Below are 16,918 nucleotides of genomic sequence, written 5' to 3'. Positions count from 1 at the left end.
GGGTCAGCCGTGGCCGGGCCGGCCACCGGCGCGAACGGGCGGGAGGACGCGCCCGAGCAACGGGGAGGACGGCATGACCCAGATGCCGGCGGGTGACTTCGGCGCGGCCACCGAACGGTTCGTGGCGTCCTGGACGGCGAGCGTGTCCGAGCGCGCCGCCCGGGCCCAGGCGCTGTCCGAGCGGGTGGCCGCCCTGTCGGCCACCGCGGACGGGGCCGAGGGCGCGGTGCGGGTCACCGTGGCCGCGACCGGCGCGATGACCGACCTGCGCCTCGACGACCGGGTGCTGCGGTGGCGGGCCGACGAGATCGCCGCCGAGGTGCTCACGGTGATGCGGCGCGCCCAGGGCCGGCTCGCCGCGGAGGTGGCCCAGGCGACGGCGGAGACCGTCGGCGCGGAGTCGGAGACCGGCCGCGCTGTGGTGGCCAGCTACGCCCGGCGCTTCCCCGAGCAGCCGGAGGACGAGTCGGACGCGCCGGACGCCGGGGGCCACCGTGGCCGCTGGTGACGGCTTCCAGGTCACCAGCGCCGCGCTGGTGCGGCACGCCCGGTCGGTGGACCGGATCGCCGACGAGGTGGGCACCGCCCAGGCCGCGGCGGCGCAGGTGCGGATGGGCGGTGCGGCGTACGGCAAGCTGCCGGTCTGCCAGGCGATCCCGCTGTTCCTGAACGTCCTGCAGGACCGCGCCGTGACGGCGCTGAGCGCCGCCGAGGCGGCCCTGCACAGCGCGGCCGCCGCGCTCGACCACAACGCCAACGCCTACGACGACGCGGAGTCGGGCATCTCCGCGGGCTTCACCGGGATGTACCGGTGACCGCCGGCGTGGCCAACCCCCTGGTCGCGCAACGGCAGGACAGCACCGAGTGGTACACCGGCGTCGGCGTCGCCGAGAGCATCGCCGACCTGCGCTCCGGCATCGAGTCCGGCTCCTGGGTGGACCTGACGATCGGCGGCTTCGGCACGTCGATGGAGGCGCTGGCCTTCTGCACCGACCCGCTGGGCTCCCTGGTCTCGTGGGGCGTGGCCTGGCTGATCGAGCACGTGCAGCCGCTCTCCGACGCCCTCGACTGGCTGGCCGGTGACCCGGACCAGATCGCCGCGTACGCGCAGACCTGGCGCAACGTGGCCCGGCACGTCGGTGACCAGGCCACCGCCCTCGGCGCCGCGGTCAGCAACGAACTCGCCGGGTGGGCGGGCAGCGCGTCGGACGCCTATCGGCGCTACGCCGAGCAGCACCTGCACAGCCTCACCGAGATCGGCGGGGCCGCCGACCTGCTCGGCCTGATCGTCGAGGGCGCCGGCCTGCTGGTGTCCCTGGTCCGCGAGCTGGTCCGGGACCTGATCGCCGACTTCGTGTCGGTGCTCGCGGTCCGCCTCTGGGAGTGGCTGGCCGAGGCGGGTCTCACCCTCGGCATCGCCACCCCCTGGGTGGCCACCCAGGTGTCCGCCCTGGTGGCCAAGTGGGTCGCGAAGGTGGCCAAGATCCTCACCGCCCTCGCCTCCAGCATCAGCCGGCTCCGGCCGATCCTCGCCCGCCTCGGCGAGATCGTGGACACCCTGGAGTCGGTGCTCAAGGCGCTGCGGCGTACGCCCGGCGGCGGCCCCGGCACCCCGGACCTGCCGACCACCGGCCCCCGGGTGCACACCCCGACCGCCGCCGGCGGTGGCGGCCCGCCCCTCCCCCCGTGGGCGACCGACAGCCCGGCCGGCGGCCCCGGGCATTCCGGCGCTCCGGGCACCACCACACCGCACGCCCCCGGCTCCGGTGGCAGCCCGGGTGGCGGCTCCGGTGGCAGCCCGGGTGGCGGCTCCGGTGGCAGCCCGGGTGGCGGGTCCGGTGGCGGCCCGGGCGCGGGTTCGGGTGGCGGCTCCGGGGCGGCCACGCCCACGACCCCGCACCCGGACGCCGGGGGGGCCGGCCAGCCGTCCGGATCACCCGGCGGTGGGGCCGACGGCCATGCGCCGCCGAAACCCGACCACGGCCCGCCCGACCCGGCTCACCCCGCCGACCCGACGGACCCCGCCGACCCGGCTCATCCCGCCGACCCGGCTGATCCGGCTGATCCCGCCGACCCGGCTGATCCGGCCGATCCCGCCGACCTGGCCGATCCGGCTGATCCCGCCGACCCGGCTGATCCCGCCGATCCGTCGGCGCGGCCCGCCGACCTGCCGCCGCCGCGCGAGTTCGCCAGCAACGCCGACGGCGCGGCCTACGGCCGGGACACCTGGGCGCAGGCGCAGTCCGATCTCACCCCCGACCAGGCCGACGCGCTCAGGTGGTACACGGGCGAGAACCCGCCGGGGGCCGCGCCGTGGCCGCCGGACTACAAGGACATCAACGGAGCCCTGCGCGGGCACTCGCCGATGAGCCCCGAGCTGTCCGAGGTGGTCGACCGGATCGACGAGTCGATGGGGCTGCGCCCGGTGCCGGAGAACGTCATGGTCACCCGGGAGACCGGGCTCAACGCCTTCAACTGCGACCCGGCGGATCTGGTCGGCAGCGTCCAGCGCGAACCGGCGTACCTCTCCACGGCACTGGGCCCCGACCCGAACTTCGCCCCGCACAAGCCGGTGGTGCTGCACCTGGAGGTGCCTGCCGGCACCCCCGCCATGTACGTTGACGGCGTCTCGAAGTTCCCCGCCGAGCGGGAACTGCTGCTCGGCCGGGGGCAGACGTATGTCATCGACTCGGCCGAGTACGACGCCGCGGGCCGGCTGCATCTCAAGGCCCGCATCATCCCCGGGGCGAGCAGTGGAGGGGTGTCATGACCCGCGGTCCGATGTCCGAGGATCCGGAGTTCCAGACGGTCTCCGTGCCGGACAACTACCCGAACACCACCACCGCGCCGGTGCGCTGCGTGCCGGTGCTGCTCGGGGACCGGACGATCGGCTACCTCTGGGCCGCCGTCACCGACGACGCGGCCGGTTTCGTGCCCCGCCCCGACGCCGGTCCGGCCGGGCTGAACGCGGGCATCGGCTGGGTGCAGCGGATCCGCTGGGCGAAGGCCAACCAGGTGTCCCCGTTGCAGGTGCTGCGGCACTGGGCCGGCAAGCCGGAGCACGCGCGGGCCGGACGCGTGCCGGAGGTGGCCGCCGCGCAGGCCCCGAGCCTGGCGGAGTTGCGCGCGTACGCCCAGGGGCCGGGACCGGCGGCCTGACGCCCCTCAGCGGGCCCGGGGGCGGGCGGTGGTGGGCCGGGCGGCGAAGGCGGCTGCGGCGGTGCGGGCGATGACCGCGAAGGTCTCCCGCGCCGCGCGGACCGCCTCGGCCCGCTCCGGCGCGGACCACGCCCGGCGGTCCACCGCCGTGCGGAAGGCCCGCCAGTCGGCGTCCGGGGTCCGGCCGGCCCGGCGGAAGAAGCCGGTCCCCCGGCCCTCGGGCAGACCCAGCCGCCGCTCGATCACCGGGGCGATCACCCGGCCGCCCAGCGCGCTGCCCACCAGCACGTACCGCCCGCCCACCGCGGCGGCCGCCCCGCCGAGCGCCGGGAGGTCGCCGGGTGCGGGGCCGCGGCCGGCCGGGGGGTCGTCGGCGAGCAGGGCCAGGTCGGCGCGGAGCAGGTCGGCCGCCGCGCCGAGCCGCGGGTCGAGGCCCAACCGCCCCCAGTCGTACGCGGTGGCGAGGCGCTCCTCGACCGGCTGCCAGGCGGCCAGCATCGCGTCGAGCACGATCACCAGGTCCCGCCGGTCCCGGACCCGGCCGGGCAGGTCCAGCACCCGCTCGACGGCATGGTGGTGCTCCGGGGTGCCGGCGCGCAGGGCGGCCAGCATCGTCCGCTCCCCCGTCGAGGGCCGGTGATCAGGCATCGGGCCAGTATGCCCGGGCGGCCGGGCCGCCAACCGGTAGGCGGCGACCGGTCAGAAATCGAGAAGCACGGGCCCTCGGGCCGCGCCTAGCCTGATCGACGGGACTCCGGCCGGCGGTCAGGTCGCCGCTGCTGGACGGCCGTGCCGGCCCCATCCTGTCGCCCGGACGGCGTAGTCTCTATGCCTTCTCCAGCCCTGACCCGCACCCAGCACGGTACGCCCGACCGAGGGAGACACGATGAGCCTGGCGACGAGGACGGATCGGCAGCCGCCCGCGCCGCACGCGGCCGACAGCCACGACCTGATCCGGGTGCACGGCGCCCGGGAGAACAACCTCAAGGACGTCAACGTCGAGCTGCCGAAGCGGCGGCTCACCGTCTTCACCGGTGTCTCCGGCTCGGGCAAGAGTTCGCTGGTGTTCGGCACCATCGCCGCCGAGTCGCAGCGGATGATCAACGAGACGTACAGCGCCTTCGTGCAGGGCTTCATGCCCACGCTGGCGCGCCCCGACGTCGACGTGCTCGACGGGTTGACCACCGCGATCATCGTCGACCAGGAGCGGATGGGGGGCAACGCCCGCTCCACGGTCGGCACCGCGACCGACGCGAACGCGATGCTGCGCATCCTGTTCAGCCGGCTCGGGCAGCCGCACATCGGCTCGCCGCAGGCGTTCTCCTTCAACGTCGCCTCGATCAGTGGCGCGGGCGCGGTCTCGGTCGAGCGCGGGGGCAAGACGACCAAGGAGCGGCGCAGCTTCAGCGTCACCGGTGGCATGTGCCCGCGCTGCGAGGGCCTGGGCCGGGTGAGCGATTTCGACCTCTCCGCGCTGTACGACGACAGCAAGTCGCTCAACGAGGGCGCGCTCACCATCCCCGGCTACAGCATGGACGGGTGGTACGGCCGCATCTTCAGCGGCTGTGGCTTCTTCGACCCGGACAAGCCGATCCGGAAGTTCACCAAGAAGGAGCTGAACGACCTCCTCCACAAGGAGCCGACCAAGATCAAGATCGAGGGCATCAACCTGACCTACGAGGGGCTGATCCCGAAGATCCAGAAGTCGATGCTGTCCAAGGACATCGACGCGCTCCAGCCGCACATCCGCGCCTTCGTGGAGCGGGTGGTGACGTTCACCGCCTGCCCCGACTGCGGCGGCACCCGGCTCAGCGAGGCGGCCCGTTCCTCGAAGATCGCCGGCATCAACATCGCCGACGCCTGCGCCATGCAGATCAGCGACCTCGCCGCGTGGGTGCGTGGCCTGGACGAGCCGTCGGTGGCGCCGCTGCTGGCGTCCCTCGGGCACACGCTCGACTCGTTCGTGGAGATCGGGCTCGGCTACCTCTCCCTCGACCGGCCGTCGGGCACGCTCTCCGGTGGTGAGGCGCAGCGCACCAAGATGATCCGCCACCTCGGCTCGTCGCTGACCGACGTCACCTACGTCTTCGACGAGCCCACCATCGGGCTGCACCCGCACGACATCCAGCGGATGAACGACCTGCTGCTCCAGCTCCGCGACAAGGGCAACACGGTGCTCGTCGTGGAGCACAAGCCGGAGGCCATCGCGATCGCCGACCACGTGGTCGACCTCGGTCCCGGCGCCGGCACCGGCGGCGGTCAGGTGGTCTTCGAGGGCACCGTCGAGGGGCTGCGGGCCAGCGGCACCGTCACCGGCCGCCACCTCGACGACCGCGCCACCCTGAAGCCGTCCGTCCGGACGCCGACGGGGACGCTGGAGGTGCGCGGCGCCGACACCCACAACCTGCGCGACGTCGACGTCGACATCCCGCTCGGGGTGCTCGTCGTCGTCACCGGCGTCGCCGGCTCCGGCAAGAGCTCACTGATCCACGGCTCGGTCTCCGGGCGCGAGGGCGTGGTCTCCATCGACCAGGGGGCGATCCGGGGCTCGCGGCGGAGCAACCCGGCGACGTACACCGGGCTGCTCGACCCGATCCGCAAGGCGTTCGCGAAGGCCAACGGCGTGAAGCCGGCGCTGTTCAGCGCCAACTCCGAGGGCGCCTGCCCGGGCTGCAACGGCGCCGGGGTCATCTACACCGACCTGGCGATGATGGCCGGGGTCGCCACCGTCTGCGAGGAGTGCGAGGGCAGGCGGTTCCAGTCCTCGGTGCTGGAATACAAGTTCGGCGGCCGGGACATCAGCGAGGTGCTGGCGATGTCGGTGACCGAGGCCGAGCGGTTCTTCGCCGAGGGCGAGGCCCGCACCCCGGCGGCGCACCAGATCCTCGACCGGCTCGCCGACGTCGGGCTCGGCTACCTCACCCTCGGCCAGCCGCTCACCACGCTCTCCGGCGGCGAGCGGCAGCGGCTCAAGCTGGCCACCCAGATGGGCGACAAGGGCAACGTGTACGTGCTCGACGAGCCCACCACCGGCCTGCACCTGGCCGACGTCGAGCAGCTGCTCGGCCTGCTGGACCGGCTCGTCGAGTCCGGCCGGTCGGTGATCGTCATCGAGCACCACCAGGCGGTCATGGCGCACGCGGACTGGATCATCGACCTCGGGCCGGGCGCCGGCCACGACGGTGGGCGGGTCGTGTTCGAGGGCACCCCCGCCGACCTGGTCGCCGCCCGCTCCACTCTCACCGGCGAGCACCTCGCCGCGTACGTCGGGGGGTGACCGGCCGCTTTCCGAGCCGCGAGCGGTATGACGCCCGCGTCCCGGCGACGCCGGGCGGGTAGCGTCGACCCCATGTCACTGGAGGCCATCGGGGCGTTGCGGGAGCCGGCGCGCCGGGCGGTCTACGAGTACGTCGCCGCCCGGCCGGAGCCGGTGAGCCGGAACGAGGTGGCCGAGGCGGTGGGCATCGGCCGCACCCTGGCGGCGTTCCATCTGGACAAGCTGGCCGAGGCGGGCCTGCTGGAGACGGCGTACGCGCCGCGCAGCGGCGGCCCGGGGGCGGGGCGGCCGGCCAAGCTGTACCGCCGGTCGGCCGCCGAGCACGCGGTGACCTTGCCGCCGCGCGACTACCGGCTGCTGGCCGAGGTGCTGGCGAGCGCGGTCGAGCGGGCCGGCGCGGAGCCGGCGGCGTACGCGGCGGCCCGCGAACAGGGCGCGAAGCTCGCCGGGGGCGAGCTGATCCCCCGCCTGGCGGCACTGGGCTACGAGCCGTTCGAGGACGCGGACGGGACGATCCGGCTGCGTAACTGCCCGTTCCACGCCCTGGCCCGGGCGCACCCCCCGCTGGTCTGCGGGTTGAACCTGGCGCTGCTGGCCGGGCTGGCGGGGGACGGCGGCCTGGACGCGCGGCTCGACCCGCGTCCGACCGGCTGCTGCGTCGCACTCACTTCTAAAAACAATGAGCGTTGACATAGACGGTACGCTAACCGCATGGCGGACCATCACCTCGCGCAACTGAACATCGCCCGGCTGCGCTCCCCCATCGACAGCCCCGAGCTCGCCGACTTCGTCGCCCAGCTACCCGAGATCAACGGCCTGGCCGACCGCTCGCCCGGCTTCGTGTGGCGACTCCAGGACGACTCCGGCGACGCGACCGCCCTGCGCCCGTTCGCCCCGGACGTCATCGTGAACCTGACCGTGTGGCAGTCGGTCGAGTCGCTGCGCGGCTTCGTGTACCGGTCCGCACACCTGGAGCCGATGCGCCGCCGGCGCGAGTGGTTCGTCCCCCTCGACGGGCCGCACCTCGTGCTGTGGTGGATCCCCGCCGACGCCCTGCCGACCATCACCGAGGCCGCCGAGCGGCTGGCGCTGCTGCACCGCGACGGCCCGTCGGCGGCGGCGTTCACCCTCCGCGAGCCGCACCCCGCCCCCGGCGCTCTCGCCGGGTGACCGACCATCCCCATTATGTCGATCATCTTTGTCTTCTGAGGATGACCCTGAGGGACCGGGCACGGCTCGCCCGCCGCTATCGCCCGTTGGCCCACCTCGGCGCCGCCGCCACCGTCGACGGGCTCCTGATCACCGCGCTGCCGCACTGCGCCGGCCGGCGCCCAGCCCGGGGGGCTCAGCCGGCAGCGCGGTGAGATCCACCGCGGCCCCGGGCCGTGGTGCGGCTATGAGGTGGCGTCGATGATCTCGCAGGCGTCCGCGCCGCTGTCGGCGAGGCCACCCGCCGCCTTGGCCAACAGTCGCCGGAACACCGTGCGCTCCTGCTCGTCCAGCGCGCCGAGCACGGCGGCTTCGGCAGCGGCCACCTGGCCACAGAGGGTGGCGACCGCGTCACGCCCACCGGGGGTGGCGACGATCCGTCGCTGGCGTCGGTCGGACGGGTTGGGCTGACGTTCGACGAGGTTCGCCGCGACGAGGTCGTCGATGACGTAGGTCATCACCGTCCGGTCGATCCCGAGTCGGTGGGCCAGCGCAAGTTGACTGGGCTGCTCTGCGCGGACGACCTCGCACAGGGTCTGGTAGCCGCGGGCGCCCTGCGGGAAGTCGCCAAGCGTCGGCGGCAGCGTGTCGCGGTAAGCCCGCAGCAGCACCCCCAGCGCCCAGCCAAGATCCTGGTCCGGTGAATGACTCTTCCGCGTGGTCCCGCTCATGGGAACAGCATAGCCGCCACCCGCTGTTGAACAGATCGTCTGTGCGGCATACGATCTGTGCGACAGAAGATTAGTGGAGGGTGGCATGGCCATCGAGTTGGGAATCGTGCTGGACCTGCCGGCGGCGGACGGCGATCCGGCGGCGCTGGTGGACCTGGCGCGGCAGGCGGAGTCGGCCGGCCTGGATCTCGTCGCGCTACGCGGCGAGGCCGGCGCGGAGCAGGGGCTGGACCCGTGGACGACCGCCGTCTGGTTGGCCGGGCGGACCACGCGGATCCCGATCGGCATCGCTCCCGACCTGAACTCGCCCGATCCGGGCGGCCCCGGGCCGGCGTACCCGTCGGTGGTGGCGAAGGCGCAGCAGAGCCTCGAAGTGCTGGCCGGCACCAGGTTCGTCACGCCCGACGCGGGTTGGGTGGTCGCGCCACCGGACGCCGGAGCCGAACACATCCGCAGACTGGCCGATGCCGGAGCGCCGGTGGTGGTGCCGGCCCGGTCGGCGGAGGACGTTCGCCGCATCGCCGGGCTGGTCGCCAAGGAGAACCGCCCCGCAGGCCGGTCCGCGGCGGTCCGGGCGCGCCGCCGGGCGGGCATCGACTACGACGGCGTACCGGCGTCGTTGGCCGACGTCGCGATCGAACCGGGTGATCCGGCGTACCGGAGGGTCACGTCGACATACCTGCGGGGCGGCTCGCCGGGGCTCGTCCTGCGACCACGTACGTCCGACGAGGTGGCGGACGCGGTGGCCTTCGCCCGGCGGCACCGGCAGGTGCCCCTCGGGCTGCGCAGCGGCGGCCACGGGATCAGCGGCCGGTCCACCAACGACGGCGGTCTGGTGATCGACGTCGGGGCGCTCAACGGCATCGAGGTCCTCGACGCCGCGCAGCGACTGGTCCGGATCGGACCGGGCGCGACCTGGAAACAGGTGGCCGCGGCGCTGGACCCGTACGGCTGGGCGCTGGGCTCCGGCGACTACGGCGGCGTCGGCGTCGGCGGCCTGGCCACCGCGGGCGGGATCGGGTATCTCTCCCGCCGCTACGGCCTGACCATCGACCGGCTCCGCGCGGTCGAACTGGTCCTCGCCGACGGCAGCCGGGTGCGAACCTCCAAGCAGGACCACGCCGACCTCTTCTGGGCGGTACGGGGAGCCGGGGCGAACTTCGGCGTGGCGACCGCGTTCGAGTTCGAAGTCAGCGAGGTCAGGCAGGTCGGCTGGGCGCAACTGGTGCTCGTCAGCACCGACCTGGAGCAGAGCCTGCGCCGCTACGGCGAGCTGACGAGCGCGGCGCCCCGGGACACCACCGTGTTCCTGGTGACCGGCCGTCCGCGCCAGGGCCGGTCGGTGATCCAGCTGTACGCGATGGTCGACCAGGAGGACCCCGAGGTGATCATCGAGCGGCTCACCCCGTTCACCGAGCTCGGTGCGCTGGCGCAGCAGCAGGTGGTGCGCACCTCGTACAAGGACGTCATGGCGCTGGCCGCCGACGTCGGGCCGGACGGTCACCAGGGCATGGGCGAGCCCGTCTCCCGGTCCGCCTTCCTGCCGGCGCTCACCGGCGACGTCGCGCGCGACGTCACGCGGTTGCTGCGCAGCGGGCTGGTCTACTTCTTCGAGCTGCGGAGCATGGGCGGGGCGATCGCCGACACCCCGGCCGACGAGACCGCGTTCGCGCACCGTACGCCCGCTTTCCAGGTCACCGCGATGGGTGCGGACCAGTCCCGGCTCAACGCGGCGTGGGACGGGCTCGGCCAGCACTTCGACGGCCTCTATCTCAGCTTCGACACCGACCTGCGCCCGCAACGTCTCGGCGACGCGTTCCCGCCGCGCGTGCTTTCGCGGCTGCGGGAGCTCAAGCGGCGCTACGACCCCGACAACCTGTTCCGGGACAACTTCAACATCGACCCACGGCTGACCGAGGAGCACACCCGATGACCGATTACGGACATGACCTCCTGTTCGGCTTGTTCGTCACCCCAAGCGCGCAGAACGCGCCGCGCGTGCTGGAGCTGGCGGCGACCGCCGACCGGGCCGGCCTGGACCTGGTCACGTTCCAGGACCACCCGTACCAGCCGGCGCTACTGGACACCTGGACGCTGCTGTCGTACGCGGCGGCGCGGACCGAGCGGGTCCGGCTGAGCGGCAACGTGCTCAGCCTCCCGCTGCGGCCCCCGGGCGTGCTCGCCCGCGCCGCGGCGTCCCTCGACATCCTCAGCGCCGGCCGCTTCGAGCTCGGCATCGGCGCGGGCGCATTCTGGGACGGCGTCGCGGCCATGGGTGGCCGACGGCTCACCCCGAGCCAGGGTGTCGACGCCCTGCGGGAGGCGATCGCCGTCATCCGGGACCTGTGGGACACCGACGCGCGCGGCGTCGTCCGCCACCAGGGCCCGCACTACCCGATGACCGGCGCGAAGCGCGGCCCGAAACCGGCCCACGACATCCAGGTCTGGGTCGGCGCCTACAAGCCCAGGATGCTGGCGCTCACCGGTGCGGTCGGCGACGGGTGGCTGCCCACCGTCGAATACCTGCCCGACGGCGTCGCGTCGCTGCCCGGGCTCAACGCCCGGATCGACGAGGCCGCCACGGCGGCGGGACGCGCACCGGCCGCCGTCCGGCGCCTGTTGAACGTGATGAACGTGCGGTTCTCCCCGACCTCGCGAGGGCTGCTCGACGGCCCGCCGCAGCAGTGGGTGGAACAGTTGGCCGACCTCGCCCTCACCCATGGTGTCACCGCGTTCCTCGTCGGCGGCGACGACCACACGATCGCCGAGCGGTACGCCGCCGAGGTGGCGCCCGCCGTCCGCGAGCTCGTCGCGCGGGAACGAGGGCGATAGGTCCGCGTTCCGTCACCCGGGCCGGCATCGGATCACGATGCCGGCCCGCGGCATGCGGTGGCACAACACCCCGCCTCCGGCAGGGCGGCGGGAGAGCGGAGACGGCGGCCGGAAGGTTTCGCCCATGGCGACCAACCATCCGGTACGCGCGGCGGAAAACATCGCGCCAGCCACCCGAAACCATCGACATTGACCGATCGTGCTGTCGGGAGTATCTTGCCGATGAAGTTACCGGTACATTTCCGAAAAGTTTCGGAGCCAGTGACAGATACGCGGGCCCGCGTTTCCTCACCACCTTGCGCATCACACCCGATATGCAGAGGAGCGTCATGAAACCCCTACTGAGGCGTGGTCGCTACCGCGTCGTGCTGGCCGCCGCCGCCAGCTCGCTGGCGCTGGCCGGCGCGGCGCTGGTGGTGCCCACCCTGGCCCAGGCGGCCAGCACCCTGGGCGCCGCCGCCGCGCAGTCCGGCCGGTACTTCGGCACCGCCATCGCCGCGAACAGGTTGAACGACTCGACGTACAGCACCATCGCGGCGCGCGAGTTCAACATGATCACCGCCGAGAACGAGATGAAGCCGGACGCGACGCAGCCCCAGCGGGGTCAGTTCAATTTCAACTCCGGTGACCAGATCTACAACTGGGCCACGCAGCGTGGCCTCAAGGTCCGCGGGCACACGCTGGCCTGGCACGCGCAGCAGCCGGGCTGGATGCAGAGCCTGAGCGGCAGCACCCTGCGGCAGGCGATGATCGATCACATCAACGGCGTGATGGCCCACTACAAGGGCAAGCTCGCCGCGTGGGACGTGGTCAACGAGGCGTTCAACGAGGACGGCAGCCGCCGCAACTCCAACCTCCAGGGCACCGGCAACGACTGGATCGAGGTGGCGTTCCGCACCGCCCGGGCGGCCGACCCGTCGACCAAGCTCTGCTACAACGACTACAACATCGAGAACTGGAGCTACGGCAAGACGCAGGGCGTCTACCGCATGATCCAGGACTTCAAGTCCCGCGGCGTGCCGATCGACTGCGTCGGCCTGCAGACCCACTTCACCGGCGGCAGCTCGCTGCCCAGCAACTTCCAGACCACGCTGTCCAGCTTCGCCGCCCTCGGAGTCGACGTGGCGTTGACCGAGGTCGACGTCACGAACGCCTCCACCAGCCAGTACCAGGGCCTGACCCAGGCCTGCCTGAACGTCCCGCGGTGCATCGGCATCACCGTGTGGGGCGTCCGCGACAGCGACTCCTGGCGCTCCAACGAGAACCCGCTGCTCTTCGACGGCGGCGGCAACAAGAAGGCCGCGTACACCTCGGTCCTCAACGCCCTCAACGCCGCCGGCCCGGGCCCGACCACCTCGCCGACCACCTCGCCGACGGCCACGCCCACCACCTCGCCGACCACGCCGCCGCCGGCCGGCGGCGCCAACCGGATCGTCGGCAGCCAGTCCGGCCGGTGCATCGACGTGCCCAACTCGTCGCAGACCAACGGCACCCGGGTGCAGCTCTACGACTGCCACGGGAACACCAACCAGCAGTGGACGTACACCGCGAGCAGGCAACTGACCGTGTACGGCGGCAGCAGGTGCCTGGACGCCGCCGGCTCCGGCAACAGCGCGGCGATCCAGATCTACGCCTGCAACGGCCAGACCAACCAGCAGTGGAACGTCAACTCCAACGGCACCGTCACGGGTGTCCAGTCCGGCCGCTGCCTCGACGTCTGGGGCACCGGCAACGGGCAGCAGGTCCAGCTCTACGACTGCAACGGGCAGGCCAACCAGCAGTTCCGGCTCGTACCCATCTCCTAGCGACCGGCGGTGGCTCACCGTCGTGGCTGGTGCCACGGCGGTGAGCCACCCCCGCCCGTGCCGGTGGCGAAACCGCGTGGACCAGCACCGGCCCGGACCGGGAAACTTCCGGGATGGAACCGACACAGACGGCGCTCATCGTGCCGATACCCGAGGCCGAAGAAGCGGTGGGCCGGTTCCGGGAGTCGCTCGACGCGGCTGCCTCGTGGGGTGTGCCGGCACACGTGACCGTCCTCTACCCGTTCCTGCCTCCGCAGCAGATCAACCATCGAACACTGGCCGTGCTGCGGGAGACCATCGCCGGCATACCGCGGTTCGACGTCGCCCTGACCCACATCGGCTGGTTCGGCGACGCGGTCGTCTGGCTCGCGCCCCAGCCGGATCGCCCGTTCCGGGACCTCACCGCGGCGGTGTGGCAGCGGTATCCCGAGGTCGCCCCGTACGGCGGGGCGCACACCGAGGTGGTGCCGCACCTGACCATCGGCCATGACGCCCCCAAGCCCACCCTGAGCCACGCCGCCGAAACCGTCGCCGCGCAGCTGCCGATCAACGCCGCCGTCGACATGGTTCGCCTCATCGCCGGCACGCCGGGCCTGAGCCCGTGGCGCACCGTCGGCGAGTTCCCACTGGGGGCGGATCGTCAGCAGCCCGCCTGACCAGGGGCTTTGCGTGGAGGGGCGGGCGGGACTCGAACCCGCGACCGAGGGATTACGAGATCAAGTTGCCCACCCTGGGCCACCTGCACGTACCGGCGTCCAACAGGGGAAACGGCTCTCGACATCGCACAGCGCTCCCCGCCGTTGTCGCCCTCTTGCGGACTGAGTGCGGACAGCCAAGGCGGGCGGCTGTGACACCTTGTCGTCACCCGCTGCTGTGACCGAACGGGTTCCGCCTGGTGGCTGTCAGGTAGAGCGGGAAGAACACTATCCACAGGATCAGACAACCGAGGAACCATGCCTCCGGAGTCTCCACCCGGATCGACCCAAGGGAAACGGAGACGGGGTTCCCGCGCCTCAGTCGCTCCTTGGCGTCGGCGTAGACCCATACGTCTATGGCAAGCACTACGAGCAGGACGACGATCGACACCAGTGCGGCGGGAGGCATCCCTGTCATTTTGGCCGTGCTTCCGATGGGCTGGTCACGGGATGAAATCGCCATCGTACCTGCGCCGAACTCGCCGCCGGTTGCCACGTCCAGGAGCTGACCGCCGTTGACCTTCGGCTCTCACCCCAACGGGGACGCAACTGGCACGCCGGCCCCTTCCTTACTTGGCCACCACACCGACCCTGGCCTGCGTTCTGCGACCTTGCACCCCTTCGTTTGGGTATCCGCTTCGAGTGGGGCGGGCGGGACTCGAACCCGCGACCGAGGGATTATGAGATCAAGATGGGCGTTCCGACGACCTGCGCAACCGGCCTTCTAACGGCGGAAACACCTCTCGAAATCTCCCATCACTCCCCCGCTGTCCGCCGACCTCTTGCGGACCAGATGCGGACCGCTCGCCAGTCAACGGCTCGAATTGATCGGCGCGCCCGAGAACACGGCGTAGGCGAGAACGATCAAGAACATGACGCCCATCGCAGTGAAGATCACGCCGATCGCGCGTTCCATCAAGACGAAACGTGCCACGCGCTGGTCGTAGCTCGCCATTGGTAGCCAGCGCCATGGCGGTACTCGCCGTAACACGCTTGCGGTAGCCATCGACCGCCGCACGTGCCACTCCGTCACGCCACGAAAATTGGTCGCTAGGGCAGCACCTACAAGGCTCACAACCAGGCACGCGACGGCACTGGCGAGCATGCGCCACGTCTCCATCCGACCTCCCCGGGGCGCGATGCGGTCACGAGATCATAGCGGCGAGCTGATTCTGATGACTTCCTCGCGCATTGAGCTGACTCGCGCTCCTCCTCCCACACGCCGGGCCCAAGAGCCATCTCCGCCGTGAGTCCTACACATCGTGGAGGACTCACGGTGGGGATGGCGACCCGCGCAACCATCGACTACCGCACCGTCTGGACGGGCCTCCCCATCTCTGTCGAAGATCCCTGCCCAGAGGGCAAACAGCTCTTGCAGTCCGTCAGCGTGGCCGGCCGGCCCGGCCGATGCCGGCCGAAGGTCGCCAGCAGGCCGGGGCCCGGCCGGCGCGGCCCGCTTGCGGGCCGCCTTGATCCTTAAAAGGTCAATTCGGCAGTGTCGCTTGGTCGTGCAGTACGGACACGCCGTGGTGAGCGCGGATGGCTGGCTGGCTTCGTCCAGGGCGTCGAGCACGCGGACGGCGTACGCCTCATCCATGCCGCTGGCGACACGTTCGCGGTTCCACCACTCGGCTCGGGTGGCCGACCCGCCGAAGATGTAGAGATCCGCGACCACACCTCGCCTCGACAGCCGGTCCCCGAGCCGGCGGAAAGCATCCTCGATCGCCGCGCGGTCCAACAGTGGATCATCAAGGCTCACGCGACGTTCAACTCCTGCGCCGACACGTACACACCCCGACGACGGAACGCTGCCGGCGCGTGCACCACCGCGTCGACCCGCGCAGCCCGGGTGTTGAAGGGGAACCAGAACCGCCGCAGCGACCGCGTCTCGACCCACGGCGGCGCACCCCGCCCGTCCTTGGCAGCCAAGTGCTCCGTCAATGCCGCGAGGAACACATCCCAGTGCTCGTCACCGGTAGAAGTGGGTTCCTGCTCCAGCAGACCGGCGCGCACCTCGGCCGGCTCCCAGCGGTACTCCTCAAGGAACTCCGCCACCAGCCGCCACCGTCGCGTCTCGTCGGATCCGACGAGCAGAGCACCCAGGCGTGCCACCGTCAGTGGCTCGTACCTCGCAGCGCGGTCCCTCATTCCCCCGACGCTAGTACATCCGGCGGCGGATCCGTGGCCAGCCACAGTCCGCGTCGAGCAGCTACGCAGAGCGGCGCGACGCCGCCGCTGCCAAGGGGGTTCGCACGAAAGATCAACAGGGTGGGCGGGTGGGACTCGAACCTGGGCTCGTGCTCGCCGATCAGCGGGTGTGGAGCAGGGCGAGGTCGCGCTCGGCAAAGCGACGGTGCTCGCAGTGTTCTTCCATCACCCACCGCAGGCAATCGCCGGCCGAGTGTGACTCCACACCCCATGCCGGTGCGGGCGCAGCGGTGATGATCCGCTCCATCTCGGCGTCGGTCAGGGTGTCGAGGACGTTCCGCGTCTGCGCCCGGCGGTCGGCGTGCAGCGCCACCATCTCGCCATACGAGGGACGGGCGTCCAGGTCGATCCCCAACTCCGCCGCTCCGGCGGCAGGATAGTCCGTGGGCGGCAGGCCCAGCCGGTGGTACGGCGTCTCTTTGGCGAGGAGCATTCGCCCCACCCATACGTCGATCGCGAAGACGAGATGACGCAGCGTCTCGACGAAGGACCACTCGCCATCGACTCGCTCCTGGCGAGCGGTCTCAGACAGCAGCTCGGCGTGGGCGAGGGTGTCCGACCAGAGGCGTTCGAGGATGGCCCACATCTCGCGGTAGTCGTCCGCCTTCCGGATCGCCCGCACCTGCACGCGCTCGGGATATCGCCGGTCGAGCTCAGCACCAACGAAGGCAGTGACATCGACGTCATCGATGACCACTGTGCCGACGCGCCCCCCGAATCCGGACACTCTCAGCTCGGCAACCTCCGAACTGACGATCCTGACCTGCCTCAGATCACAGTCGCGAAACGTCGCGCCGGACAGGTCCGTGCCTCGGAAACTGGCACCACGGAACGCATCGGTATTGGTGAACTCTTCCGCCATGGCGCCATACTGCCTGATCAACCGGCCCTCGGCCGCCCCCTCCACCCAGGCTCGGATGCTGGTGGCCCTGCCATCGGCAGCATGGTTGACCAGGGGCTGTGCGTGGTGGGCCGGGGGTACCACCACGCGAACCACCGCGCCACGATCGCAGGCGATCCGCTGCCCCCTGAACTTGCCCAACTCGCGGACCTCGTGCGCGA

17 protein-coding genes are annotated in these 16,918 nt (G+C 71.8%); 11 read left to right on the top strand and 6 right to left on the bottom strand.

All coding sequences use genetic code 11. From position 1 onward, the window contains the following. The first annotated feature begins 73 nt into the window (after positions 1–73). The 4 genes from K7640_RS18330 to K7640_RS18315 are packed head-to-tail and all read left to right on the top strand — an operon-like array spanning position 74 to position 3,159. Complete coding sequence (locus tag K7640_RS18330) at positions 74–508, top strand: YbaB/EbfC family nucleoid-associated protein (protein WP_222956087.1); 435 nt, start codon at positions 74–76, stop codon at positions 506–508. After that, complete coding sequence (locus K7640_RS18325) at positions 495–815, top strand: hypothetical protein (protein WP_222956086.1); 321 nt, start codon at positions 495–497, stop codon at positions 813–815. Before K7640_RS18330 ends, K7640_RS18325 begins: the two co-directional genes overlap by 14 nt. After that, complete coding sequence (locus K7640_RS18320) at positions 812–2,770, top strand: ADP-ribosyltransferase (protein ID WP_222956085.1); 1,959 nt, start codon at positions 812–814, stop codon at positions 2,768–2,770. The genes K7640_RS18325 and K7640_RS18320 overlap by 4 nt, the downstream gene beginning before the upstream one ends. Further along, positions 2,767–3,159, top strand: coding sequence for a hypothetical protein (locus K7640_RS18315; RefSeq protein ID WP_222956084.1), 393 nt, complete (start codon positions 2,767–2,769; stop codon positions 3,157–3,159). The genes K7640_RS18320 and K7640_RS18315 overlap by 4 nt, the downstream gene beginning before the upstream one ends. 6 nt (positions 3,160–3,165) lie before the next feature. Here the strand turns inward: K7640_RS18315 and K7640_RS18310 are convergent, their stop codons facing one another. Then, positions 3,166–3,807, bottom strand: coding sequence for a biliverdin-producing heme oxygenase (locus tag K7640_RS18310; RefSeq protein WP_222956083.1), 642 nt, complete (start codon positions 3,805–3,807; stop codon positions 3,166–3,168). A 238-nt stretch (positions 3,808–4,045) separates the two neighbouring features. Between K7640_RS18310 and K7640_RS18305 the strand changes: the two genes are divergently transcribed. The 3 genes from K7640_RS18305 (at position 4,046) to K7640_RS18295 (ending at position 7,606) form a co-directional block, all read left to right on the top strand. After that, positions 4,046–6,436 (top strand): excinuclease ABC subunit UvrA, encoded by a 2,391-nt coding sequence (locus tag K7640_RS18305; protein ID WP_222956082.1) that lies wholly within the window; start codon positions 4,046–4,048, stop codon positions 6,434–6,436. Positions 6,437–6,508: 72 nt separating this feature from the next. Next, the gene (locus K7640_RS18300) at positions 6,509–7,126 is read left to right on the top strand and encodes a metalloregulator ArsR/SmtB family transcription factor (protein WP_255609401.1); all 618 of its coding nucleotides are present in this window, start codon (positions 6,509–6,511) and stop codon (positions 7,124–7,126) included. A gap of 21 nt (positions 7,127–7,147) precedes the next feature. After that, positions 7,148–7,606, top strand: a complete 459-nt coding sequence (locus K7640_RS18295; protein ID WP_222956080.1) for a DUF3291 domain-containing protein — start codon at positions 7,148–7,150, stop codon at positions 7,604–7,606. A 224-nt stretch (positions 7,607–7,830) separates the two neighbouring features. Here K7640_RS18295 and K7640_RS18290 read toward each other — a convergent pair whose 3' ends face one another. Beyond that, entirely contained in the window at positions 7,831–8,316 is a 486-nt protein-coding gene (locus K7640_RS18290) for a MarR family winged helix-turn-helix transcriptional regulator (RefSeq protein WP_222956079.1), read from the bottom strand. An 85-nt stretch (positions 8,317–8,401) separates the two neighbouring features. Between K7640_RS18290 and K7640_RS18285 the strand changes: the two genes are divergently transcribed. From K7640_RS18285 to K7640_RS18270, 4 genes are all read left to right on the top strand, one after another. Further along, the gene (locus tag K7640_RS18285; RefSeq protein ID WP_222956078.1) at positions 8,402–10,249 is read left to right on the top strand and encodes an LLM class flavin-dependent oxidoreductase; all 1,848 of its coding nucleotides are present in this window, start codon (positions 8,402–8,404) and stop codon (positions 10,247–10,249) included. Next, positions 10,246–11,148, top strand: a complete 903-nt coding sequence (locus K7640_RS18280; protein ID WP_222956077.1) for an LLM class flavin-dependent oxidoreductase — start codon at positions 10,246–10,248, stop codon at positions 11,146–11,148. The genes K7640_RS18285 and K7640_RS18280 overlap by 4 nt, the downstream gene beginning before the upstream one ends. A gap of 329 nt (positions 11,149–11,477) precedes the next feature. Further along, a complete protein-coding gene (locus K7640_RS18275; protein WP_222956076.1) occupies positions 11,478–12,953 on the top strand; it encodes an endo-1,4-beta-xylanase in 1,476 nt (491 codons plus the stop codon). Between the two features lie 113 nt (positions 12,954–13,066). Continuing rightward, positions 13,067–13,609: a 2'-5' RNA ligase family protein gene (locus K7640_RS18270; protein WP_222956075.1), complete on the top strand. Its 543-nt coding sequence runs from the start codon at positions 13,067–13,069 to the stop codon at positions 13,607–13,609. 205 nt (positions 13,610–13,814) lie between these two features. Here the strand turns inward: K7640_RS18270 and K7640_RS18265 are convergent, their stop codons facing one another. From K7640_RS18265 to K7640_RS18250, 4 genes are all read right to left on the bottom strand, one after another. After that, complete coding sequence (locus tag K7640_RS18265; protein WP_222956074.1) at positions 13,815–14,144, bottom strand: hypothetical protein; 330 nt, start codon at positions 14,142–14,144, stop codon at positions 13,815–13,817. Between the two features lie 315 nt (positions 14,145–14,459). Beyond that, positions 14,460–14,768, bottom strand: a complete 309-nt coding sequence (locus K7640_RS18260; protein ID WP_222956073.1) for a hypothetical protein — start codon at positions 14,766–14,768, stop codon at positions 14,460–14,462. Positions 14,769–15,403: 635 nt separating this feature from the next. Next, the gene (locus K7640_RS18255; protein ID WP_222956072.1) at positions 15,404–15,796 is read right to left on the bottom strand and encodes a hypothetical protein; all 393 of its coding nucleotides are present in this window, start codon (positions 15,794–15,796) and stop codon (positions 15,404–15,406) included. A gap of 160 nt (positions 15,797–15,956) precedes the next feature. Beyond that, positions 15,957–16,898 carry a DinB family protein gene (locus K7640_RS18250; protein ID WP_222956071.1) on the bottom strand — a complete coding sequence of 314 codons (942 nt, stop codon included), beginning with the start codon at positions 16,896–16,898 and terminating at the stop codon, positions 15,957–15,959. Positions 16,899–16,918 lie beyond the last annotated feature (20 nt).

The organism is Micromonospora sp. PLK6-60 (assembly GCF_019890675.1).
In the GTDB taxonomy this organism is placed as follows: Bacteria; Actinomycetota; Actinomycetes; order Mycobacteriales; family Micromonosporaceae; genus Micromonospora.
The sequence above is the reverse complement of the archived record's forward strand: the minus strand, read 5'-3'. Positions and strand labels throughout refer to the sequence as shown.

Coding starts and splice junctions, on each gene's coding strand:
- K7640_RS18330 (WP_222956087.1), top strand. CDS start 74: ATGACCCAGATGCCGGCGGGTGACTTCGGCGCGGCCACCGAACGGTTC.
- K7640_RS18315 (WP_222956084.1), top strand. CDS start 2,767: ATGACCCGCGGTCCGATGTCCGAGGATCCGGAGTTCCAGACGGTCTCC.
- K7640_RS18310 (WP_222956083.1), bottom strand. CDS start 3,807: ATGCCTGATCACCGGCCCTCGACGGGGGAGCGGACGATGCTGGCCGCC.
- K7640_RS18305 (WP_222956082.1), top strand. CDS start 4,046: ATGAGCCTGGCGACGAGGACGGATCGGCAGCCGCCCGCGCCGCACGCG.
- K7640_RS18300 (WP_255609401.1), top strand. CDS start 6,509: ATGTCACTGGAGGCCATCGGGGCGTTGCGGGAGCCGGCGCGCCGGGCG.
- K7640_RS18295 (WP_222956080.1), top strand. CDS start 7,148: ATGGCGGACCATCACCTCGCGCAACTGAACATCGCCCGGCTGCGCTCC.
- K7640_RS18290 (WP_222956079.1), bottom strand. CDS start 8,316: ATGAGCGGGACCACGCGGAAGAGTCATTCACCGGACCAGGATCTTGGC.
- K7640_RS18285 (WP_222956078.1), top strand. CDS start 8,402: ATGGCCATCGAGTTGGGAATCGTGCTGGACCTGCCGGCGGCGGACGGC.
- K7640_RS18280 (WP_222956077.1), top strand. CDS start 10,246: ATGACCGATTACGGACATGACCTCCTGTTCGGCTTGTTCGTCACCCCA.
- K7640_RS18275 (WP_222956076.1), top strand. CDS start 11,478: ATGAAACCCCTACTGAGGCGTGGTCGCTACCGCGTCGTGCTGGCCGCC.
- K7640_RS18270 (WP_222956075.1), top strand. CDS start 13,067: ATGGAACCGACACAGACGGCGCTCATCGTGCCGATACCCGAGGCCGAA.
- K7640_RS18260 (WP_222956073.1), bottom strand. CDS start 14,768: ATGGAGACGTGGCGCATGCTCGCCAGTGCCGTCGCGTGCCTGGTTGTG.
- K7640_RS18255 (WP_222956072.1), bottom strand. CDS start 15,796: ATGAGGGACCGCGCTGCGAGGTACGAGCCACTGACGGTGGCACGCCTG.